Origin of the sequence: Arachidicoccus sp. (assembly GCF_050436765.1) — a bacterium.
Taxonomy (GTDB): domain Bacteria; phylum Bacteroidota; class Bacteroidia; order Chitinophagales; family Chitinophagaceae; genus Arachidicoccus.
Map to the genome: position 1 here is coordinate 1 of NZ_JBNQGD010000296.1, position 23,172 is coordinate 23,172.

General features: G+C 36.9%; 23 protein-coding genes. 9 read left to right on the forward strand and 14 right to left on the reverse strand.

What is annotated here, in order from left to right; translation table 11 throughout:
- Positions 1-25 precede the first annotated feature (25 nt).
- Entirely contained in the window at positions 26-382 is a 357-nt protein-coding gene (locus ACQR30_RS12720) for a helix-turn-helix domain-containing protein (RefSeq protein ID WP_119984827.1), read from the reverse strand.
- Between the two features lie 10 nt (positions 383-392).
- Entirely contained in the window at positions 393-722 is a 330-nt protein-coding gene (locus tag ACQR30_RS12725; RefSeq protein ID WP_429735672.1) for a type II toxin-antitoxin system HigB family toxin, read from the reverse strand.
- Positions 723-896: 174 nt separating this feature from the next.
- On the opposite strand from ACQR30_RS12725, the gene ACQR30_RS12730 reads away from it, so the two are divergent.
- The 3 genes from ACQR30_RS12730 to ACQR30_RS12740 all read left to right on the forward strand — a co-directional run bounded on the left by ACQR30_RS12730 (position 897) and on the right by ACQR30_RS12740 (position 2,635).
- Positions 897-1,223: a DUF6364 family protein gene (locus ACQR30_RS12730; protein ID WP_429735674.1), complete on the forward strand. Its 327-nt coding sequence runs from the start codon at positions 897-899 to the stop codon at positions 1,221-1,223.
- Positions 1,213-1,638, forward strand: a complete 426-nt coding sequence (locus tag ACQR30_RS12735) for a type II toxin-antitoxin system VapC family toxin (protein WP_429735676.1) — start codon at positions 1,213-1,215, stop codon at positions 1,636-1,638. The genes ACQR30_RS12730 and ACQR30_RS12735 overlap by 11 nt, the downstream gene beginning before the upstream one ends.
- Before the next feature lie 499 nt (positions 1,639-2,137).
- Positions 2,138-2,635: a PDDEXK nuclease domain-containing protein gene (locus ACQR30_RS12740; protein WP_429735678.1), complete on the forward strand. Its 498-nt coding sequence runs from the start codon at positions 2,138-2,140 to the stop codon at positions 2,633-2,635.
- 30 nt (positions 2,636-2,665) lie between these two features.
- Here ACQR30_RS12740 and secDF read toward each other — a convergent pair whose 3' ends face one another.
- The 3 genes from secDF to ACQR30_RS12755 form a co-directional block, all read right to left on the reverse strand.
- Positions 2,666-5,833, reverse strand: coding sequence for a protein translocase subunit SecDF (gene secDF / locus ACQR30_RS12745; protein ID WP_429735681.1), 3,168 nt, complete (start codon positions 5,831-5,833; stop codon positions 2,666-2,668).
- 123 nt (positions 5,834-5,956) lie between these two features.
- Positions 5,957-6,502, reverse strand: coding sequence for an FKBP-type peptidyl-prolyl cis-trans isomerase (locus tag ACQR30_RS12750; protein WP_429735684.1), 546 nt, complete (start codon positions 6,500-6,502; stop codon positions 5,957-5,959).
- Between the two features lie 82 nt (positions 6,503-6,584).
- Complete coding sequence (locus ACQR30_RS12755; RefSeq protein ID WP_429735686.1) at positions 6,585-6,929, reverse strand: hypothetical protein; 345 nt, start codon at positions 6,927-6,929, stop codon at positions 6,585-6,587.
- Positions 6,930-7,263: 334 nt separating this feature from the next.
- Here ACQR30_RS12755 and ACQR30_RS12760 point away from each other — a divergent pair, with 334 nt between their 5' ends.
- From ACQR30_RS12760 to ACQR30_RS12785, 6 genes are all read left to right on the forward strand, one after another.
- On the forward strand, positions 7,264-8,082 hold the full coding sequence (locus tag ACQR30_RS12760; RefSeq protein WP_429735688.1) for a hypothetical protein: 819 nt from the start codon (positions 7,264-7,266) through the stop codon (positions 8,080-8,082).
- 221 nt (positions 8,083-8,303) lie between these two features.
- Positions 8,304-8,585 (forward strand): co-chaperone GroES, encoded by a 282-nt coding sequence (locus ACQR30_RS12765; protein WP_429735690.1) that lies wholly within the window; start codon positions 8,304-8,306, stop codon positions 8,583-8,585.
- 111 nt (positions 8,586-8,696) lie between these two features.
- Positions 8,697-10,328 carry a chaperonin GroEL gene (gene groL / locus ACQR30_RS12770; protein WP_429735692.1) on the forward strand — a complete coding sequence of 544 codons (1,632 nt, stop codon included), beginning with the start codon at positions 8,697-8,699 and terminating at the stop codon, positions 10,326-10,328.
- A 334-nt stretch (positions 10,329-10,662) separates the two neighbouring features.
- On the forward strand, positions 10,663-10,860 hold the full coding sequence (gene rpsU / locus ACQR30_RS12775) for a 30S ribosomal protein S21 (RefSeq protein WP_429735694.1): 198 nt from the start codon (positions 10,663-10,665) through the stop codon (positions 10,858-10,860).
- A 64-nt stretch (positions 10,861-10,924) separates the two neighbouring features.
- Positions 10,925-11,839 carry a tyrosine-type recombinase/integrase gene (locus tag ACQR30_RS12780; protein WP_429735696.1) on the forward strand — a complete coding sequence of 305 codons (915 nt, stop codon included), beginning with the start codon at positions 10,925-10,927 and terminating at the stop codon, positions 11,837-11,839.
- A 19-nt stretch (positions 11,840-11,858) separates the two neighbouring features.
- Positions 11,859-12,233 carry a diacylglycerol kinase family protein gene (locus tag ACQR30_RS12785; RefSeq protein ID WP_429735698.1) on the forward strand — a complete coding sequence of 125 codons (375 nt, stop codon included), beginning with the start codon at positions 11,859-11,861 and terminating at the stop codon, positions 12,231-12,233.
- A 51-nt stretch (positions 12,234-12,284) separates the two neighbouring features.
- Here the strand turns inward: ACQR30_RS12785 and ACQR30_RS12790 are convergent, their stop codons facing one another.
- From ACQR30_RS12790 to ACQR30_RS12830, 9 genes are all read right to left on the reverse strand, one after another.
- Positions 12,285-13,046 (reverse strand): succinate dehydrogenase/fumarate reductase iron-sulfur subunit, encoded by a 762-nt coding sequence (locus tag ACQR30_RS12790; protein WP_429735700.1) that lies wholly within the window; start codon positions 13,044-13,046, stop codon positions 12,285-12,287.
- A 207-nt stretch (positions 13,047-13,253) separates the two neighbouring features.
- Complete coding sequence (locus ACQR30_RS12795; protein ID WP_429735702.1) at positions 13,254-15,230, reverse strand: fumarate reductase/succinate dehydrogenase flavoprotein subunit; 1,977 nt, start codon at positions 15,228-15,230, stop codon at positions 13,254-13,256.
- A gap of 52 nt (positions 15,231-15,282) precedes the next feature.
- Entirely contained in the window at positions 15,283-15,951 is a 669-nt protein-coding gene (locus ACQR30_RS12800; RefSeq protein WP_429735704.1) for a succinate dehydrogenase cytochrome b subunit, read from the reverse strand.
- 214 nt (positions 15,952-16,165) lie between these two features.
- A complete protein-coding gene (gene pgl / locus ACQR30_RS12805) occupies positions 16,166-16,888 on the reverse strand; it encodes a 6-phosphogluconolactonase (protein ID WP_429735706.1) in 723 nt (240 codons plus the stop codon).
- A gap of 78 nt (positions 16,889-16,966) precedes the next feature.
- A complete protein-coding gene (gene zwf, locus ACQR30_RS12810) occupies positions 16,967-18,490 on the reverse strand; it encodes a glucose-6-phosphate dehydrogenase (protein ID WP_429735709.1) in 1,524 nt (507 codons plus the stop codon).
- A 29-nt stretch (positions 18,491-18,519) separates the two neighbouring features.
- A complete protein-coding gene (gndA, locus tag ACQR30_RS12815; protein ID WP_429735711.1) occupies positions 18,520-19,941 on the reverse strand; it encodes an NADP-dependent phosphogluconate dehydrogenase in 1,422 nt (473 codons plus the stop codon).
- Positions 19,942-20,025: 84 nt separating this feature from the next.
- On the reverse strand, positions 20,026-21,702 hold the full coding sequence (locus ACQR30_RS12820; protein ID WP_429735713.1) for a PHP domain-containing protein: 1,677 nt from the start codon (positions 21,700-21,702) through the stop codon (positions 20,026-20,028).
- A 112-nt stretch (positions 21,703-21,814) separates the two neighbouring features.
- Positions 21,815-22,045 carry a hypothetical protein gene (locus ACQR30_RS12825; protein ID WP_429735715.1) on the reverse strand — a complete coding sequence of 77 codons (231 nt, stop codon included), beginning with the start codon at positions 22,043-22,045 and terminating at the stop codon, positions 21,815-21,817.
- Positions 22,046-22,494: 449 nt separating this feature from the next.
- Positions 22,495-23,118 (reverse strand): hypothetical protein, encoded by a 624-nt coding sequence (locus ACQR30_RS12830; protein ID WP_429735717.1) that lies wholly within the window; start codon positions 23,116-23,118, stop codon positions 22,495-22,497.
- Positions 23,119-23,172: the final 54 nt, after the last annotated feature.

The window sequence follows — 23,172 nt, forward strand, 5'->3', positions numbered from 1 at the left end:
CATTTATATTCTACTTATAGCGTTATCAATATGCCTGTATTAATACATCAGATGGAATGTGTAATACTTCATTGAGTTTTCTAATCATGCTTAGAGATAGTTTTCTTTTTCGATTTAGTATTTCATTTGCCCTGCTTTTTGAACCTGTGACATTCGCTAAATCTTTTTGACTATAATCGAGCTGTTCCATTCTAAATTTGATTGCCTCTACAGGATCTGGTAGACCAATTGGGAAATGTTTATTTTCATATTCTTCTATAAGAATTCCCAAAATTTCAAGTTCATCCCCCTCTTTGGTTCCCAGTTCTGCATCAAATATTAATTCAAGTCTTTTTAAGGCCTTGTTATAATCTTGTTCGGTTTTTATCGGTTTTAAATTCATAATTTTCTTTTTAAATGTTGTTAGCGTCTATTTTATCATATTCAGGATGTGTTCCGATGAAGCGAATCCACATCATTTGATGGTTAAAGTTGATTTTAACGATAAGCCGATAATGGTTACCTTTAATATTAAAACAAACTCTATTATTGTCCAAGATACTAGCGTTTGGGTAATCTGATTTAAGCTCATTTAAATTGGCCCAAGTAGCATTTGAAGCTTCCTTGTGCCATGATTTTAATGCCTGTTCACAATCATTGTGTAATTCCCAAAAACTCCGTAATATCTTTTTTGCAATGACTCTCAATATTCCTTTTTTGCAAAGATAAATAAAAGTTCCCAAAATGGGAAATGTTATTTATCTCTTTCAGGTAATTATTTACAAGCAAAATTGGGTTACTAAACAAATTGGTGTTTGTCCGGTAGAAGATAGTTGAATTATTTCATTTTGCTAAAATATAGCCCATCGTTGTTACACCTATACTACACCTCATTTATTGTAATTAGTTGATAATTAGTGAATTTACTGTATTGGCAAATAGTAAGGTTTTATAATTATTTTGGATTAGCTATTTATACTTCCAAAGATCTTTGTAATAAACAGAAGTTCCTTTTGGTTATGCGTATTTATTATAGATATGCGTATATTTGTGGTATGAAAACAAGATTAAATATTACCGTAGAACAACATTTACTTGAAAAGGTGAAATCATATGCTATAAATCAGCAGGTTAGCATTTCAAGTCTAATTGAAGATTATTTTGAGCCTGACTCAAATATAGTGGCTGATAGTTATAATAAGGACAATTTTTACGAAGATCAAAAAGCAAAATATGGCTTCTAAAGTTTTAATTGATGCTAATGTTCTCCTTGACTTCACCTTAAAGAGGGATAATTATTTATTAGCTAGAAGATTTTTTAATGCAATAGTGGAGAGGGAGTTAAATGGTTTTATTACGCCATCTATTCTTCATATAGTAGGTCATTGGCTTACAAAGGCATATGGATCGGCCAAATCAAAATCCTTACTATTAGAACTCTTGTCAATCATTACAGTAATAGATGCACCTCATGAAGTAATGATTGCTGCCTTAAATTCCCGGATATCAGATATTAAAGATTCGTTGCAGTATTATACCGCTCTTCATCATAAAATGGATATTTTTATAAGTGGTGATAAAGGGCTTAAAAAGTCAGCCATTGCTTCCTTACCGGTATATAGTTTGAATGAAGTTGTTGATGAATTGCTTGATAATTAATTAATTGCATTTTATTCTTGTCAATATTTGTCAATATGTAAGATTATTAGTGTTTTATGGTAATTATAGTAGGTGGTATTTTTTAATTACTAATAATATTGTCTGGCTTGTTACACCAATACTACACCTCATTTAATGTAATTAATTGATAATTAGTATAGTTGAATTTACTGTATTGGCAAATAGGAAAGAAAAGGCATAACAAAAGGCAAGAAAGTGTAAGCTTGCGACTATGTAGTTGCTTTATTACCTATGTGAAATTTTTATAATTACACACAATTAGGTAGCACATGTTTGTTTGTTTAAATTTGGAAAATTTTTATAATGAAAAATAATAATGAGATAATCCATAACGATGTTTTATTTGAGGATTTATCTCTGCTTATTTATCAAAGCAGATCACAAGTAACGACTTAGTTTAATAGCGGAATTGTTATGCTGTATTGGACGATTGGCGGCAGGATTAATTCAGATATTTTACAGAGTAAGCGCGCCGATTATGAAAAAGGCAATTGTCGTGACAGTGTCACGACAATTGATGAGTAAGTATGGAAAGAGCTTCGAAGAAAAGAACTTTCGTAGAATGATGCAATTTTCTGAACAATTTTTAGAAAATGGGATTGTCGTTGCACTGTCACGACAATTAAGCTGGTCACATATTTTAGTTTTATTGCCTTTAAAAACCATCGAAGCCAAACTTTATTATGCCGGTATTGTTAATCGGGATAGTTTGGGAGTGAGAGATTTGAGAAAGAGTATCTTAAATAAGGAGTTTGAAAGGCGAACGATTGCAAACCTTCATAATGCTAGTAATCATCCTGCAATTCATAATAATTTTAAAGACCCGTATTTTCTTGATTTTTTAGGCCTTAAAGACACGTACTTAGAAAAAGATTTAGAAGCTGCAATCCTCAGAGAACTCGAGGCTTTTATATTGGAGCTCTGGAAAGGTTTCCATAATAATTCATGTACAAAAAAGGCGGCTATCATATTTTGATGGCCGCCTTTAATGAACTAAAAAATATTATTAATTTAGCTTTTCGTGATGTTTTCTTTCCATTATATCGTGATCATGATTGTGTTTGCCTAAAGGTTTGTTTCGCGCAAAATCAATTAATATTGGCGCCGCTACAAAGATAGAGGAGTAAGTACCCGTAATTACCCCAATCAGCATTGCAAAAGCAAATCCTCGTACTACCTCTCCGCCAAAGATGAACAAAATTAAGATGGTTAAAAATACAGTCAATGAAGTCATGATTGTACGGCTCAAGGTATCATTAATCGCCTTGTTAATGATTATTTCTTTGTCTGTAGTGTGCATCAATCTTGCATCTTCACGAATACGGTCATATACAATTACCGTATCGTTCATGGAGAACCCAATTACGGTAAGTACCGCCGCAATAAAGTTCTGATCTATTTCTAACGGGAATGGAACAACGTTTTTAAGGAAACTAAATACAATCAATGTTACCAATACGTCATGCAACAAGGATACAATAGTCCCCAAAGAGAAACGCCAGTCCCGGAATCGAATAAAGATATACAGACAAATAACGATGATGGCAATAATTGTTGCCTTTGTTGCCCCAGCTTTCAAATCTTTAGATATCGTAGGGAGAACTGTTTGTGAACTTTGTATCGATTGAGATTCAAATTGAGAAATTGTTGTTCCTTCTGGTAAATATTTTTGTAAACCCTTATAAAGCAATCCTTCCACTTTTGCATCCACATCTTTACCGTTGTTGTGAATCATGTAAGAGGTTGTGATATTCAACTGGTCTGGCGTATTAACCGTCTTAATAATGGGAGACTCTCCAAACAATAGTTTTAAATCATCTCTTACCTCCCCCTGATCAGGTGCTTTTTCGAATTTTACTGTGTAGCTTCTACCCCCTGAAAATTCTACTCCCTCATTGAATCCATGGAAATAGGAACCAATACCAAACAGCAATACAAAAGCAGAAATAACATAAGTAACCTTTCTGTATTTTACGAAAGGAATCTGCCTGTGTGCAAATATCTTACGAGAAATTTTTGTAAAATAATTAAAATGGCGATTCTTATTGGTATAGGTATCAGACACGAGACGAGAAACCAAAATTCCGCAGAATAATGACAGTAAGATACCGATGATTTGTGTAGTAGCAAACCCTAAGATTGGGCCTAAACCAAAGGTGAACAAAATAATTGCGGTCAACATAGTGGTAACGTGCGCATCCAATACGGGTGCGTAAGAGCGCTTGTAACCATCACTCACTGCATTTAGGTAACCTTTTCCCCTGTTTATTTCTTCCTTAATCCTTTCAAAAATAATTACGTTGGTATCTACCGCAAGGCCTACGGTCAACACTAAGCCGGCGATACCGGGAGCCGTGAGTGTAAAACCCATAGCACTTAGAATGCCTATCGTAAATAATAAATTCAATATTAAGGCAATGTTGGCAATCCATCCTGCTGAGTTAAAATACAAAAGCATTAAGATGAATATTATCAAGAAGGCTAGGCTAAAGGAAATAGCGCCACCCATTACCGCGGCTTGGCCGAGAGTGGGTCCTACGGTGTATTGTTGTACTATTTTAGCAGGTGCGGGAAGTTTACCGGATTCTAATATGTTGGCCATATCCTGTGCTTCTGCAGTCGTGTAGCTTCCTGTAATTTCAGAAGTACCATTAGGGATCGCATTATCGACAAAAGGTGCACTATATACAATATGGTCTAAAACAATTGCAATAGGTTTACCAATGTTTTTTTGTGTCAATTTAGCCCAGATTCTTGTGCCTGTTTCATCCATTGACATGTTTACTGTAACTTGTCCTTGTTGGTTGTTTCCTTGCGATGCAGAACTTACATGGTCACCTTCTAGAGGTGCCTGACCATTATCTAAAGTTTTTATTGCATAAAGTTCTAAGAAGCCACGATTTTTGTCGTCTTTCTCATCAGGCTTGCCATACATAAACACAAGGTTTGACGGAAACTTACTCTTTATGACTTCGTTATTCAAATAAGCATTCAGCTTAGCTGTATCAGATGTTCTTACAACACCAATCGTTGAAGGGTATTGAACTTTTCCGTCTCGCCCTTGAAAAGGACTGGAAATATTAGCAAATAAAGAAGTTAAGGGATATTGTGCTTTTATAATTGCAGCACTATCAACTTTGCCACTTGCAGTTGTTGTAGCCGATTTATTGGCAAAGGTAGTAGACGTGTCTTCGTTTGACAGTGCAGAAAGAGAAGTGTTTTTCCCAGATGCTTTATTTGCAGAAGCAGTTTTTGCTACAGCCTTTTGAGTAGTTGTATCAGTTGCATTTTTTATTAAAGAGGAATCTTTAGTCCCTTTCAATTCTGCTACCAAAGCGCTATTCGCCTTTTGAAGATCTGGACCAACTTCACCAATATTGAATACTTCAAAAAATTGAAGATTGGCAGTTGATTGCAAATAATGACGTACTCTTTCAGCATCATTTACACCAGCCAATTCTATAGTAATGTTGCCTTTAGCTTCATCAGGATTAATCGTCGGGGAAGATAATCCGAATCGGTCGATACGTGTACGCAATATTTTGTAAGTATTGGTAAAGGCAGCTTTCGATTGTGAATGTAGATACGAAATTACTTTGTCATCACTGGATTCGTAGGTAATCGTTCCGTTACTGCGTTGTGCAAAAAATGGCGCTAACTTTTTGTTAGGTGCAATTTTCTTAAATTCTTGTGCAAACAATGTGATGTAATCAGCATTGTTATTTGCACGAATAGCTTCAGCACTAGCAATAGCAGAATTAATATCAGCATCTTTAGTAAAGTTAGATAAAGAATGTACTAAGCCGTCGAGTCCAACTTGCATCGTTACACTCATACCACCTTGAAGGTCAAGCCCAAGCATTAGTTCTTTGTCTTTAGCACTTTGATAAGTTGTGAACCCGAATGGCCCAATCTTACTGTTTCTTGTACTATCAAGCAAATGTTTCAATTCCGTTGCTTGAATATCATCTAAAGAGTCTGAATAAAGCTTCGCAAGCTCTGCATTATTTGGATACTTTTGCTCAGGTGAAGCATAGTTAGCCTTTAGCCAAGAGTTCGCTTTAGTTTTCATTTGACTTTCGTGGCTGCGAACCATCCACGTGAACGATAGCTGATAAATACAAATTAATATCAGGGCGATCGTAAAAAAACGTACTAATCCTTTAAGTTGCATAAAATACGAATGGTAATTTGTTTTCTAAATTGGCGCAAAGATAGGGTTTGAGATTGAATTGTGTTAAAATAAAAAAAAGTGCCCCCTTTAAGGGCACTTATATATTATTGTAACTAAATACTTTTAATTGGTGACCGCAGAATTATTGGACACATTTACGAGTTGTATCTCAAAATATAAAGGGGAATTAGCGGGAATAATCGTATTGCCGTTTGTATCATTTATAGCCTGCGGCCCATAGGCATAAATCGATGGCGTTACAAAGCGCACCATACCGCCTACGCCGATTTTTAAAACGTAATAAGAAAATGCTTGTACCGCAAGTGGTTGAGTCATATCAAAGGTTCTAGTGGTGTCTGCAGCGGTTGAATCAAATATAGCACCGTTCATTAATGTACCCTTATATTTAACCACAGCAAAAGTGGAATCATTATTAACCCTATGGGTAGTATCGCCCCAGTTAACAATCTGGTACATTAATCCAGTGGCGGCGGGATCCTCTTGCATCATATATCCCTTGGCAGCAATAAAAGAATCTATTTGGGGCTTTTCTAAGGCTGGGTTTTGAGCTTGGCTGGCTGGAGCTGCATTGTTTTTAACGCAGGAAGAAACGCCAATAAGTAATAATGCAAATAATGAAACCGAAATAAATAAACGTGTTTTTTTCATTGAGATATAAATTTAGTTTTATTGAAACGTAAAGAAAATGAATTTTGTTACAGAATGAACGATATTTTTTAATTAGCAAAAATTACACGTCTTCTGAGTTGGATTCCAATTTATGTGTTTCTTTTTCTTGTCGGGCTATCAATTCCTTATATAGCTGCTCGTGTTGCTCCCATTTTTGCTTTTTATAAAACGCACCAAAGGTAATAGCAATTAACATTATAGCCAATATAAGTACCCAAGGGCTTAGTTCGGTGGATGCTTCCATCATAGCGAGTTTGTACCACCCACTGAAAAAGGTTATTAGTATTGCTACGGCCACGGTTGTTCCAATAGGTAGGCCGGCCCTAATTTGCCGTTTCCAGCTTTTCTCTCTCAACCGGTTTGTTTCCCAGTAAGACATGAAATTCTTTTCTTTTTCTGTAAACATACATGCAAAGTTATAAAAAGTTTATATAGTGCATGTTTAAATTATTTACTACCTAGTTGCCAAAGAGAAATAGCTTCGTAGTCCTTACGATTTGTTTAGCACCTGCTCCGAAGTAGAAGTCTTATTCCTCCACAGGTGTGCTCACAAGTCACCTACTAGTTTTTTTAGGGCTAACGATTATAAACTTGTAAAATAAAAGCTGTTATTACCTATTATTAAAGAAAAATATATTAAACTTGCATACTCCTAATTTTCTTATTTAAAAAAAATATATATTGTGAGCATTTCTTCTCAGTACATAAGCGATTTTTTACGGCAAAACGGTACTATTTCATTGGAAAAAATAGGAACGCTGACGTTGTCTGAGAATCCACAAACTGATGAAGATGGAGCATTGTTAACTACTGCAGCATTTGCTTATGATAAAAAAGCTGAGACTACTCCTGATTTTGTCGACTATTTAGCGGCAGTATTACAAAAGCCATTGCTGCTGGTGCAGTCTGATTTAGAATACTTCTTAGATCAATCCCGTCAATTGATGAACATCGGCTCCAAACCTTTGGAGCTAGACGGTATCGGGTTTATTCATGCAGAAAATAACGGTGTTTATTCTTTTAGCACTAAAGCCCCAGATGGTTTTAAGGAAACGGCATTTCACAAAAAATATGAAGATGCGCACCAAAGCCGTTCTCCCATGCTTTCTTCTGTAAATTATGCATCAAAAAGACAAGGTAGCCGTAATTTAGGACGGTGGATTTTAGCTTTACTCCTGATTGCCATTATTGCTCTTGGATTTTATTATGTTAAATCAAAACCTGATTTTTTTAGCGATAATCAGCAGAAAAAAGACTCTACTAAAAACGAAAAACTTGTTGAGAAGAAAGAAATGTCACTTCCTCCCGTTAATGCCAATAAGCCTAAAAGGGGAGGGTATAAATTTATTATTCAGACTTTTGATAATCTGGAGAGAAGTAATAAGCGAGTAAATCAACTTAAAAACTACGGTAACACTGTATCCACAGACAGCGTTCTATTGAATGGGAAAATGACATACAGATTATATGTTACAGATGAAAATGCAACCCCCATGGATACATTGCGTATAAAAGATTCTCTTCATTCTTATTTTGGGCATACTATTACTGTAGAGTAATAGTAGGCCGCTCTTCCTCCCCTTTATGCAATTTTGTCACTTGCGTCTATTTATTTATTTTAATATGACAAAATCTCCACATTAAATTCGCTTCATTACAGCCAATAATGAAAATTTGACCTTTGTTTTATATATGGCAGAAAAATTGCTGCTTTGGGCTGGATTAAATTAATTAATTAATTAAAAATAATCTCAAACTCAAATTTTAAATAACAAACATTATGGCTAAAAAACTAAACATTACTCCACTCCATGATAGAGTTGTGGTAAAAGCTGCTACAGCAGATAAAAAAAGTGCCGGCGGCATTATCATTCCTGATACAGTTAAAGAAAAACCTCAACGTGGTATTATTGTAGCTGTAGGTGCAGGTAAAAAAGATGAACCTATGACCGTGAAAACAGGTGATAATGTTTTGTATGGCAAGTATGCCGGTCAAGAAATAGACATTGAGGGGACTGAATATTTGATAATGCGCGAAAGCGACATCGTGGCGATCATCTAAACGAATTTGGAGAATGTGTTGAATATTAAAATGTGCTTTTGCTCATTTTACTCATTTGTCACATTATTTCTTATTACAATTATCTCTTAAACGAATTAACAAATTAATATTATGGCAAAACAGATATTCTTTGACATTGATGCAAGGAACAAAATGAAAAAAGGTGTTGACACTTTGGCCAACGCAGTAAAGGTAACATTAGGACCCAAAGGTCGTAATGTAGTAATTGAGAAAAAATTCGGCGCGCCTGGGGTAACGAAGGATGGTGTTACAGTTGCCAAAGAAATAGAGCTGGAAGACGCGATTGAAAACATGGGTGCCCAAATGGTAAAAGAAGTTGCTTCTAAAACAGCAGATATTGCTGGTGATGGTACGACTACTGCTACCGTTTTGGCGCAAGCTATTATTGGCGAAGGCTTGAAAAATGTTGCGGCCGGTGCAAATCCGATGGATTTGAAACGCGGTATCGACAAGGCTGTTGCTAAAATAGTTGATAACCTTAAAACGCAGTCTCAAACTGTTGGTAATGACAATAAGAAAATTGAGCAAGTTGCGGCTATCTCAGCTAATAATGATCCTGAAATTGGTAAACTAATTGCACAGGCTTTTGCTAAAGTGGGTAAAGAGGGTGTTATCACTGTTGAAGAGGCAAAAGGAACAGAAACAACTGTAGATATTGTAGAAGGTATGCAATTTGATCGCGGTTATATTTCTGCTTATTTTGTTACCAATACTGAAAAGATGGAAGTGGAAATGCAAAACCCGTACATCTTAATTTTCGATAAGAAAATCTCAGGTCTTAAAGATATTCTTCCTTTATTGGAAAAAATCGTACAATCGTCTTCTTCGCTTTTAATTATTGCTGAAGATTTGGAAGGCGAAGCGCTTTCTACATTGGTTGTGAATAAATTACGTGGTCAGTTAAAAGTTGCGGCAGTAAAAGCTCCAGGTTTTGGTGATCGTCGTAAAGAAATGTTGCAAGATATAGCGGTATTAACAGGTGGTACTGTCATTAGTGAAGAACAAGGCTTTACTTTAGAAGGAGCTGATTTGACTTCTCTTGGTCGTGCAGCTTCAGTGACTATCAATAAAGACAACACAACCATTGTAAACGGTAAAGGAAAAAAAGCTGACATTCAGGGCCGCGTTGCACAAATAAAAGCACAATTAGCAACTTCAACTTCTGACTATGATAAAGAAAAATTGCAGGAACGTTTAGCTAAACTAGCGGGCGGTGTCGCTGTTCTTTATGTTGGTGCTGCAACTGAAGTGGAAATGAAAGAAAAGAAAGATCGTGTGGATGACGCATTACACGCAACCCGTGCAGCTGTAGAAGAGGGTATCGTACCCGGCGGTGGTGTTGCTTATATTCGTGCTACCATTGCTTTGGAAAAATTAAAAGGAAGCAACGAAGACGAAACAACAGGTATTGCTATCGTAAAACGCGCTATAGAAGAACCTATCCGTCAAATTGTTACTAACTGTGGAGTTGAAGGTTCTATAGTTGTACAGACTATTAAAGAAGGCAAAGGTGATTATGGTTTCAATGCACGTACTGAAGTTTTTGAACCTTTGTTCAAAGCTGGTGTTATTGATCCTACAAAAGTTACCCGCATAGCTTTGGAAAATGCAGCTTCAATTGCCGGCATGTTATTAACCACTGAATGTGTAATTGCCGATAAGCCAGAACCAAAATCTCCGGCTCCTGCTATGCCAGGTGGTGGAATGGGAATGGATTATTAATCAATGAAGATTTGATGATTAACAATTAATAGAGAGCGCACTCAAATTATTTTGGGTGCGCTTTTTTGTGTGTGCCGTGCATGTCGGTTTACTAGGTGAAAGTCCAAATGGCCTGGCAAAGAGGGTGTACATACAACTTTAGAGGGATACAAATAACGAAGAAAATTGCAAAAAGAGCCATAGCACAAGTATTACACCATAAATAATACTTTTTGTTCATTTTTGTTCGGAAATAATAAGCAATAACACGTCCCTAATAAGCATTTTTATTTGTTCGTTAAAGATTGAGTTGTTATCTTTGCGCATCTTTTAACCAAAAGGGGGTATATAAACTATGTTGATTATTGATTCAAAAGACTGTGAAAACATCGATAAGGCACTCAAAAAGTATAAGAAGAAATTTGAGAAAAGCAAAACTTTGTTGAGATTAAGATCTCGCCAACACTTCACGAAGCCGTCTGTAACTCGTCGCGAACAAGTATTGAAAGCGATTTACAAGCAAGATTTAGCTTCTGGCAAAATCGAGAAGTAGTTTAAGCTTTTATCAGACAACCATATTTTAGCCATAAAGTTCCTAACTTTATGGCTAATTTTTTATGGATAATACAATACCATATTTTCGGCCATTTTTTGATTATCTCCAATTCGAGAAGCGATATTCGGAGCATACTATTATTGCTTACAGAACTGACTTATCGCAATTCTTTGATTATCTTTTTGTGCAATACCCAGATGTAAAACTGGAAGATATTGACCCTTATATGATAAAGTCCTGGATTGCCTCTTTAAAAAGTGAAAATAAAGCGGGCAATAAAAGTATTCACCGTAAGATATCCAGCCTTAAATCTTTTTATAAATTCCTGCTCAAAGAAAATGTAGTAAAGCAATCGCCCCTGAGAACAATTGTTTTACCTAAACTAAATAAACGCCTTCCTTCTTTTTTAAAAGAAGAAGAAGCTTCAGATTTAATTTCAGATATAAGAATAGAAGGAACCGCAGAGGATAAAGATTTTTGGGAGCAACGAACCAATCATTTAATCGTAAAACTCTTTTACGAATCTGGAATTCGTTTAAGTGAGTTAATTAATTTAAGGGAAAATCAAATAGATAAAAGTTACTGTCAGATTCGTGTTTTAGGCAAAGGCAATAAAGAAAGAATCGTTCCTATTTCAAAGGAAATGTTAGCAGACATGCAACTATATCTAAATGAAAAGCCGAATCGGATAGAAGGCGTTGATAACCTTTTTGTAATGAAAAATGGCAAGGCGCTTTATGCCAAAAAAGTGTATAATGCTGTAAAAAAATTACTAAGTGAAGTAACAAGTCTGCAGAAAAAAAGCCCACATGTGTTACGACATAGCTTTGCAACACATTTGATGAATCATGGCGCAGATCTCAATGCAGTAAAAGAGTTATTAGGTCATGCAAGCCTTGCTGCAACGCAGATTTATACACATAATACGATTGAAAAATTAAAGGATATTTATAAAAAGGCACATCCCAAGGCGTAATTTTGATTAACTATTTTTAATGAAAGAAGAACCGAAAAAATTTTCGTTGAGCACAAGAGCTGCAAGTTTCCGTTATGCATTCAATGGTTTGAAAACTTTGCTGCAATCAGAACACAATGCGTGGATTCATCTAGCGGCGGCCATTCTTGTTATTTGTTTAGGTTTTTGTCTTAAAATCTCCTCTGGCGAATGGATTGCAATATGCTTCGCTATTGGGTTTGTTTTTTCTATGGAAATTATCAACACGGCTATAGAGAAACTTTGCGATTTTGTTTCTGTGGAAAAGCATCTTTTGATAAAACAAATAAAAGATTTGGCGGCTGCAGCCGTACTTGTTGCAGCTATAACTGCACTGGCAATTGGATTGATTATATTTATTCCAAAAGTTTTTTAACATAAAAAAGCCGGGCATCTGATATACCCGGCTTTAAATAATTTATAAAATTTATTCCCTTGTCAGAGAAGCCCACAAATATTCTTTATTTAATTTGGCGATATTGGTAATAGAAATACCTTTTGGACAGGTTGCTTCACAGGCACCTGTAGAGGTACAGGAACCAAAACCTTCTTTATCCATTTGTGCGACCATATCCAATACACGTGTTTTGCGTTCTGGTGCACCTTGTGGCAATAAAGATAACTGTGCTACTTTGGCACTCGTAAACAATAAAGCTGAACTGTTTTTACAAGCTGCAACGCAGGCGCCGCAGCCAATACAAGCTGCCGCGGCAAATGCATCGTCTGCTTTTTTCTTTTCAATAGGCAATGAATTAGCATCAACAGCGTTCCCTGTATTTACAGAGATATAACCGCCGGCCTGAATAATACGGTCAAATGAGGAACGATCAACCACCAAGTCTTTTACTACTGGAAATGCTTTGGCGCGCCATGGTTCTACTACAATGGTATCGCCATCTTTAAAGGCACGCATGTGCAATTGACAGGTCGTATTTTGAGCCCAGGGGCCATGTGGTTTACCATCAATAACCATGGAGCAGGCGCCACAAATTCCTTCTCTGCAATCGTGGTCAAATGCAATGGGATCTTCACCTTCGTTAATTAACCTTTCATTAAGTACGTCAAACATTTCAAGGAAAGACATTTCCGAAGAAATATTATTTACTTCATAGGTCTTAAAATCGCCCGCAGTGTTTCCATTGGGCTGACGCCAAACTTTTAGCGTTAAATGCATATCGTAGTGTTCCATATTCTTAATTTGATGATTTGATGATTTAGTAATTTGATGATTTGAAAAATCGCATCCCTACAAAAAACTAAATCTCAAGCCTGTTATTATCTTCTTTTATATCTGACGTTTTACTTGTTGAAATTGAAATCATTTGCCGTGTCTTGTTTTTTCAACACATAAAGAATAATTATTTTTAAATCAACAATCCATCAAATTGGGGGATACCTATTTATAATTCCTCTGCGTAGGCATCAATTTACTATAACTCAATTCTTCTTTATGCAATTGCCAATCGCCGGCTTCTTTAAACTCCCAAGCGGATACATACATGAATTCTTCATCATTACGTAAAGCCTCGCCATCCGGCGTTTGAGAATCTTCCCTAAAGTGCGCACCGCAACTTTCTTTACGATTGAGTGCATCTAAACACATTAATTCGCCGAGTTCCATAAAATCGGCAACTCTGCCTGCTTTGTCCAATTCGGGATTAAATTCTTTATCGGTCCCCGGTATGCGTACATTATTCCAATATTCATTTCTTAGTGCACGAATTTCTTCAATGGCTTCCTTTAAACCCTGTTCGTTGCGTGCCATCCCGCATTTCTCCCACATAATTTTTCCCAAACGTTTGTGGAAATAGTCTACAGAATGTTTTCCTTTTACATTCATCAATTTACTGATTCTATCCGCCACATTCTTTTCTGCTTCTGCAAATGCTGGATGATCGGTTGGCGTAGGCTTATTATATATTTCGTTCGCTAAATAATTTCCCAACGTGTATGGGATAACAAAATAGCCGTCGGCGAGGCCCTGCATCAATGCAGATGCACCCAAACGGTTGGCACCATGATCGCTAAAGTTTGCTTCGCCAAGACAATATAACCCTTCAACGGAAGTCATCAATTCGTAATCTACCCATAAACCACCCATCACATAGTGTACGGCGGGATAAATACGCATGGGTACCTGGTAAGGATCTTCACCGGTAATCTTGGCGTACATATCGAATAAATTACCGTATTTTTCTTTTATTACGGCTAAACCATGTTCACGAATTATTTCATCTGAGGGATTTTCGATACCATGTTTACCACATTCTACTTTTCCGTACCTGTTGATTGCTTCTCGGAAATCCAGAAAAACTGCTTGTTTAGAAGTACCTACACCGTAGCCCGCGTCACACCTTTCCTTTGCAGCACGAGAAGCCACATCACGAGGGACAAGGTTTCCGAAGGCAGGATATCTTCTCTCCAAGTAATAATCTCTTTCTTCTTCCGGTATTTGATTGCCCTTGCGTGTATCGCCTTTTTGTTTAGGTACCCAAATTCTACCATCATTGCGCAATGATTCTGACATCAAGGTCAATTTAGACTGATGATCGCCGGAAACAGGAATACATGTTGGATGGATTTGTGTCATACATGCATTGGCAAAATAAGCACCTTGTTTATGCGCTTTCCAAGCGGCAGTTACATTGCTGCCCATTGCATTAGTAGAAAGATAGTAGACATTCCCATAACCACCACTGCATATTAACACGGCAAATCCGAAATGACGTTCCAATTCACCTGTAATTAAATTACGAGCGATAATACCTCTTGCTTTGCCTTCTATTTTTACTATATCCAACATTTCGTGGCGATCGTAAACGGTAACATTTCCTAATGCCACCTGACGTTCTAACGCACTGTAGGCACCCAGTAATAACTGCTGACCTGTTTGCCCTGCAGCATAAAAAGTACGTTGGACTTGTACGCCACCAAAAGAACGGTTGCTGAGTAATCCGCCGTATTCTCTTGCAAAAGGTACACCCTGCGCTACGCATTGGTCTATAATATTAGCACTTACTTCTGCGAGACGCCAAACGTTGGACTCACGGGAGCGGTAGTCACCGCCTTTTAATGTATCATAAAACAAGCGATAAACAGAATCGCCATCGTTCTGATAATTCTTTGCGGCATTGATTCCTCCTTGCGCTGCAATTGAGTGTGCACGACGTGGAGAATCTTGAAAACAAAATGATTTTACTTTATAACCCATTTCGCCCAATGAAGCAGCAGCACTTGCACCAGCCAGTCCAGTTCCTATAACAATTATTTCTAATTTTCTTTTATTGGCCGGATTAATGAGTTTACAATGCTCCTTGTATTCGCTCCATTTATTTTCTAATGGGCCGGCGGGTATTTTTGAATCTAATGCCATTCTATAAAAAGTTGAAAGTGAAAGTCTAAATATTTATTGCGCTTTATTCAGGCTATAGCCAACCGAAATAAAAGCTAAGCGGCATCATTGCAAATGCCAATGGTACTATTATCGCAAATACTTTACCAATGCAGGTAAGCAATTTATTGTATCTGTTATTGTGTACGCCCAAAGAACGGAAAGCACTTTGGAAGCCATGCATTAAATGATATGCAAGTGCCAGACATCCAATAAGATAAGCAATCACAATCCAGCCCACGCTGAAAGTTTCCTGCATTCTGGCGTAGAGGTCAATTTCAGGACCTAATAAAAAACCTTGGTGTGCACGATTGGGAAACCAAAAGTTGGACAAATGCAAAATTAAAAATAATAATAGAAGCGTGCCCAACAGTCCCATACTGCGACTATACCATTTGCTCCCACGATTACCATAATTTTTTTGATAAGCGACGCCCCGTTTAGAACGATTGCTTATTTCAAGCATTAAACCTTGCACGATATGGATAATAAGAAAAACAAATAAACCAATTTCTAATAAACGTGGAAACCAGTTAGCTCCCATAAAATGGGCGGCTTGGTCAAACATGACACCACCGTCATTTGCCCAAATACATGCATTTAAACTTACGTGGACAATTAAAAATAAAACAAGGAAAAGACCGGTAAGACCCATAGTAATTTTTCGGCCAACGGCGGAAGTAAAAACTTGTTTGAAACTCATATCACTTTGAATTAATCGTAATAGTTATTATTGGCGCAAAGGTAACGCACGAACGTCAGTTTCTACTCATAGAAAAAAACTTTTTTTACAATTTACTGACAATCGAAAAAACAATTGTTATTTGTATTTTGATTATACATGGCGGAGCATTGCATTATTGGAGTAAATATGCAATAATACAAAAGCAGAAAAGAGACGCGCCATTATTATTGCATCAAGCTTCATCCATTGCTGCTTCGTCGACAAACCAATGTAATGCCCCTGGTTCTGGTTTGATAATTTGAGAAGGATATTTATCTGGGTTGTATTTCCCGGCCAGAACTTCTTTTAAAGCATGTTGTTTTTTGGGACCGGAAACAAGAAAAGCTACAGCGGCCGCGTGATTAGCAACCGGATGCGTCATTGTAATGCGATACATGTCTTGTTCCTGTAGCCAAAAACTGTCGACCCACTTTTTTGTTTCTTGAATAATCGACTGATGTGGAAATAATGACAAAGTATGTCCGTCGTCGCCCATCCCGAGAATGACCAAATCTAATCCGGTTTCTTTTGCATCAAAATATTGATGTAAAAGAGCTTCATAGTTTTTTGCGCTGTCCTCAGGAGAAATATTTTCTGTTTGGTAAAAATGTATTTGTGCTTTATTTACTGGAACATGATTGAGTAATGTTTCGTAGCACATTTTGGCATTACTCCTTTCATCAGTTTCGGGAACGAACCTTTCGTCCCCCATAAAGAAATGCCATTTGCTCCAATCAATTTTATTTTTATATAGATCGCTTGCCAGTAAACCATGTAGCAATCTTGGCGTACTCCCACCCGAAAGAGCGATTGTAAACCTATCTTGTTTTTGCAAAGTTTCGCTGGAATAATTTACCAGCCAGTTCGCAAAATCTTTACTGAGTTCATCGATGTTTTGAGAAACGTGAATATTCATTTTTTATGATTGGATTTCTTTTAAAAGTAAAAGCCTGCAAATAGATATTTTATTTACAGGCTCCTTATAATAGATAGATTAGTCTTTCTTTTTTGGTGGTAGTGTTACCCAGGTTCTGCCGTCTTTGGCAATTAATGCTTCGGCATCCTCCGGACCCCATGTACCTGGTGCATAGTTGGGGAAATCGACTGCCGGGCGACTTTCCCAAGTTTCAAGTATGGGCATTATTACTTCCCAAGCAGTTTCAACTTGATCGTCGCGCATAAACTGTGTGGCATTGCCCATCATTGCGTCCAGCAGCAATGTTTCGTATGCTTCGGGTTGAGGATCGTCATAATTGTCGTTATAACTAAACACCATATCTACCGGATTGAGCGACATTGTTTGCCCGGGACGTTTTGCCTGAAAGCGCAAACGAATATCCATCTCAGGTTGTATGCTTATGGTCAATCTGTTTGCACGCCATGTTTCGGACGCTTCCGGCGGGAAAGCATATTTAGGAGCCTCCTTAAACTGGATAGTAATCAGGGTTGTTTTTTCCATCAAATATTTCCCGGTACGTACATAAAAAGGCACGCCTTGCCAGCGCCAGTTGTCGATATAAAATTTTACGGCAGCAAATGTATCAATGGTTGATTCCAGTGCTACCCCTTTTTCTTCGCGATATGATTTTACTTTTGAGCCTTTCATCCAGCCTGCAGCATATTGGCCTCTTACGGCATATTTTTGTACTTCCGTCTTTTTTATTTTACGAATAGCATTCAGTACATCTGATTTTTTATTGCGTATTTCATTCGCCTCAAAAGAAACAGGTGCCTCCATTGCTACCATACAAAGCACTTGTAGAATGTGGTTTTGCACCATGTCACGCAACGCACCAGCTTGTTCGTAATAGCCACCACGGTCTTCCACACCCACCGTTTCGGCGGCTGTGATTTGTACATGATCAATATAATTTCTGTTCCAAATAGGCTCAAAAAGCGCATTGGCAAAACGTAAGGCCAAAATATTTTGCACTGTTTCTTTGCCTAAATAATGATCTATACGATAGATTTGATTTTCTTCGAAAAGGCTAGTGAGCAGACTGTTGAGCTCTTGTGCGCTTTTAAGATCGTGCCCAAATGGTTTTTCAACTACGATTCTTGTACCGGCTTTGTCTTTACAAAGTTTTAATTTGTGTAAATTGGTTGCGATGTCTGGTACTAATTGTGGTGCAACAGCTAAATAGAACAAAACACTGGGATGCTCTCCCCAAGAGGTTTCTAAATCTTGAATAATTTTTGCTATGCCTTTGTAATCTTCCGCTTTGTCTGCATCCATCTTTAAATAAGAAACATTGGGTGCAAATTTTTCCCAACTGCCTGATTTATCATCTTTTCGACGAGAAAAATCATTGATGCCATCTAATAGATGTTTTCTGAATTTATCGTCCGAATATTCTGTACGACCTGTACCTACGATGGCAAAATTGTCTGGCATAAATCCGTCTAAAAAGAGGTTGTACAAGGCTGGCGTCAGCTTACGTTGATTCAGGTCACCACTTCCTCCAAATATAAATATTACGGTTGGGGATGGTCGTTTTTTATTATTGGTCTTGTTCATTAGTAATAAAGTAATTTGATTAGATGATTTTAGTCTTTGTGTATTTGCCATTCTGTGTGGAAAATACCTTCTTTGTCGATTCTTTGATAAGTGTGCGAGCCAAAATTATCGCGCTGCGCCTGAATAAGATTGGTGGGCATTTTAGCGGAAGTATAGGACTCCAGATACGCTAAAGAACTCTGAATCGCCGCCACGGCAATACCACTTTTTGTTGCTTGAGAAACAACCTCGCGCATACTGGCGATACAAGGTTTTACCAGATTCGCAATAGATTCGTCTAAAAGTATATTGGTTAACGTTGGGTTGTTTGTATAAGCTTTATAAAAATCTTCTAATAATGTGGAGCGAATGATGCAACCACCACGCCATATTTTTACCACGTCGTGCAAAGGAATTTCCATTTCCAATTCTTCAGATGCTTTTACTAATAAAGCTAAACCTTGTGCATAACAAATAATCATTGTTAAGTACAAAGTATCATCTAATTGTTGTGCAAATACTTTTTTGTCTGTTGTGATTTTTCCAACAACGGGTTGGTAAATTTTTGCCGCCTCCAAGCGTTCGTTTTTATAAGCTGAAATCGTACGCATTGAAACCGAGACATCAATAGAAGGTATGGATACCCCTGTGTCCATTGCATCTTGGGAAGTCCACTTGCCAGTACCTTTAGCGCCGGCTTTATCCAAAATCATATCGACCAGATAGTTATTGCTTTCCGTATCTTTTGTCGCAAAAATGTCGCGGGTAATTTCTACCAGGAAGGACTGTAGTCTTCCTTCGTTCCAAATTTTAAATAATTGATGTAAATCATCATTAGAATAATTTTGGCCGGTTTTCAATAAGTCGTACACTTCGCTTAGCGTTTGCATAATTGCGTACTCAATACCATTATGTACCATTTTTACATAATGACCCGCTGCATCTTTACCCATATACGCAGTGCAAGGTTCGCCATTTACTTTTGCAGAAACTGCTTCCAGTAAAGGTTTTATGTGATTGTAAGCTTCTTTGTCTCCACCAGGCATGATACTTGGGCCAAAGCGCGCGCCTTTTTCACCACCGGAAACACCCATTCCCATAAAATGAAAGCCTTTTCCAGCAAGATCTTTAACCCGACGTAAGGTATCGGTATAGTGAGAGTTACCGCCGTCAATAATAATGTCACCTTTGTCTAAATAGGGAAGTAGACTTGCCACAACTGCATCAACCGGTTTGCCTGCCGGAACCAATAAAGTAATTTTTCTTGGCGTGGCTAATTGATTGATGAAATCTTGTGTGTTGGTAGTGCCCTTAACCTGTGTATTCTTAGTGGCACCACTCTCAAGTGCATCTGCCTTTTCTTTATCGAGGTCTAAACCTATAACACTAAAACCATTGTCAGCCATGTTGTACAATAAGTTCCTGCCCATTACTCCAAGGCCAATCATACCAAAATCAAATTTATTTCCCATTATTATTTTTATTTTAAATTGATAAAACTGTTAGGCGAAGGTAATTCATTTGCTTATTTTAAACGTTACGTTATTGCGAATTAATTAAGGATGTTTTTCTTTTTGTCTTTGGATAAAAGATTCCAATTCTTGCAACGAAAAAGAGCTGAGATTGTCTTTTGCCGTAAGACCGGCTTTTTGTGCTGCCAGTACTCCATACCGAATGTCTTTAATTCCCCTGATTGAATGTGCGTCTGGATTAATGGAAATGAGGACATTTTTCTCTAGCGCATGATCAATCCAATGCCAATCAATATCCAATCTTCTGGGATTGGCATTTAATTCGATCACCACATTATTAGCTGCGCAAGCCTCTATGATTTTTTTATGGTTTACCGGATATCCGGCACGACTGAGTAAAAGCCTTCCTGTCATATGGCCCAATATGTTGGTGAAAGGATTTTCGATGGCTTTCATTAATCGTTCCATTGCCTTTTCTTCACCCATTTTTAAATTGGAATGAATAGAAGCGATAACCAAATCAAAAGATTTTAGTATTTCATCAGCGTAATCCAGATCGCCGTTGTAGAGAATATCACTCTCAATACTTTTAAAAATTTTAAATGGCGCAAGTGATTGATTTAATTCATCAATTTCCTTGTGCTGCGCTGTAATTTTTTCAATAGAAAGCCCGTTGGCATAGACGGCTATTTGTGAATGATCGCTAATGGCCAAATATTCAAAACCTTGCTGTTTCGCAGCTTCCGCCATCTCGCGTAAAGTGTTAGCTCCGTCGCTCCATTTGCTGTGCGAGTGGATGACTCCTTTAATATCTTCCGGTTCAATAATTTTGGGTAAAGATTTTTTCTGCGCGGCGTCAATCCATTTTGCATCCTCCCTTAAATAAGGAGGAATAAACTCCACATTATTTTCAGAAAAAAACGCCTTATCGGAGCTATAATTTTTTGTCGTTATTTCGGAAAATTTTGAAGCAAATGCGGTATAAAAATTTTCGCTACAGCTTAGTTGAAAACATTTATTGTAGATATTCTTTTTTTCATTTTGAATAAAATAGATGGTGATGTTTGTTGGGGTTTTAAAAGCGTAAAATTCATTCTCTTTACTTATCAGTTCAAAATTATTTGTATCGATTATTTCCAGTATGACATCCTCGGTGGCGTCCGTCACCCATTCCAAGGCATCAATGGTAATGGCATTTTGATGGAAGGCACCTGTGAGTAAAAATGTATAATCGAGAAACGATCTTTTTAGATAATCATTAAAACTTATTGCGGCATTTTCAATTTCTGAAAATAGGAAGCGACCTTTACTTGCCGAATAAAAATCTATTGCTTCGCTAATACTATTTTGCGTTTTTTCGCCGAATCCTTTGTAAAGCATTAAACGATTTTCGTTGCAAGCATATAGTAATTCACCTATAGTCTCGATTTCTAGATCGTTCCAAATCGTGGAAATTTTTTTAGGACCCAATCCTTTTATGTGCAACATTTCGATAATACCTGGCGGAGTTTTCGCAATGTATTGCTCGAGTACTTTAAAAGTTTCTGTTTGAAGTTGTTCTATAATTTTATTGCCGATGGCTTTACCAATCCCAACGATCGAGAATATTTTATCTTCTGCTAACGAAGCTAATTCGGCTGGCAGTTTTTCGATAGTGCGCGACGCATTTAAATAAGATTTTATTTTAAAACTATCATCACCATATATTTCCATCAATTGGCCGAGTAGCTTGAAGTTGGCTGCTATTGATTTATTCGTCATCGTTGTGAATTTATAATTTTATGCAACTTACGTACTATCAAAATAGGGAACAAAAAAAGTCCCGAATTTTCGGGACTGTATTTGCAAATAGCTAATATCTTTGAAACCTGAGCTATTTTTTAGGAGCTGCTTTTTTAGGAGCTGCTTTCTTAACTGCTGCTTTTTTAGGAGCTGCTTTTTTTGGAGCTGCTTTTTTTGGAGCCGCTTTTTTTGGAGCAGCCTTTTTAGGAGCCGCTTTTTTAGGAGCCGCTTTTTTTGGAGCTGCTTTTTTTGGAGCTGCTTTTTTAGGAGCTGCTTTTTTTGGAGCCGCTTTTTTTGGAGCTGCTTTTTTTGCTGTTGCCATGAGAAATGAAATTTAATGGTTAGTAAATATGTAGTAAATATATAACCATTTATATACATTGTAAAATAAATTTTGCACATAATGTTGAAAACCTTATGCAGCATTTTTTATTTATTTAAAAATCATTTTTTCTTCTTTTTCTGTAACATTGATGAAATAAGGATTATAGAAGAGAACCTGTTTTTTATAAATTGTTTTTACTAGTCTTTTTATTGCTTTTTTAATTATTCTAAAAAAGCTATTTTTAAATGAAAATATTGAAAATGATGAATCATTTTTCTTCTTCCATGTCTAGTAGCATTAAATTTTGGAATTAATATTTCTATTATGTCTTTAAAAATGATCTGGCAATTTTTAAATTATCATGCAAATAAATTCAACATAATCAAAAAAAATGGAGTTTATCTCTTAACGATAAACTCCATTTGAAGAATATTCATTTATAAAATTTATCGCAAGAGATTTTTCGTTTTTAAATCTTTTACAATTGTTTTCGCGAAATCCATTGCCAATTTTGTTGGAGAATTTGGATCAACCGTTTCTGATTGCGCTGAGTAAAGTAACTTACTTTTATTTTGTAAATCATAGAGATTTGTTTCAAAAGAATAAGAAGTTGTTCGACTCATATAACCACCGTAAGGTGCGCCCCACATATAAGGCGAATAATAGGAATAATATCCCCAGAATGGACCGCCCCAACTTCCCGGAACGTAATTTCTGCTGGTATTTTTATTAATAAGTGCAATCGTAATTACGCCATCAATGCCGTCATTATGCAGGCGTCTCATGGCCTGTCTTTCTGACATTCCGCGAAAAGCATTAGGACCATAAATATCGGTGGCCGTAATTGTCTGGATCCCCATATTATTAAGCCCACTAGCTAATTCATTTTCCATATTTACCTTTACAGCGCGGTTCTTGGCACTTAGTAAGCCTAGAACCAAGACCTTGTTGAAGTGTCGCCCCTGCATTGTTGCTTGAGGGGAAACCCAGCTAGTGGTTAATTTCGACGTGCTACATCCCGCGAAGAACAAAAGCAGTGCAGGAACGCACCATAAAGCTAATTTTTTCATGATATTATATTTTAAATGAAATTGTTATTCAACGATACCTATATAAAAATACTA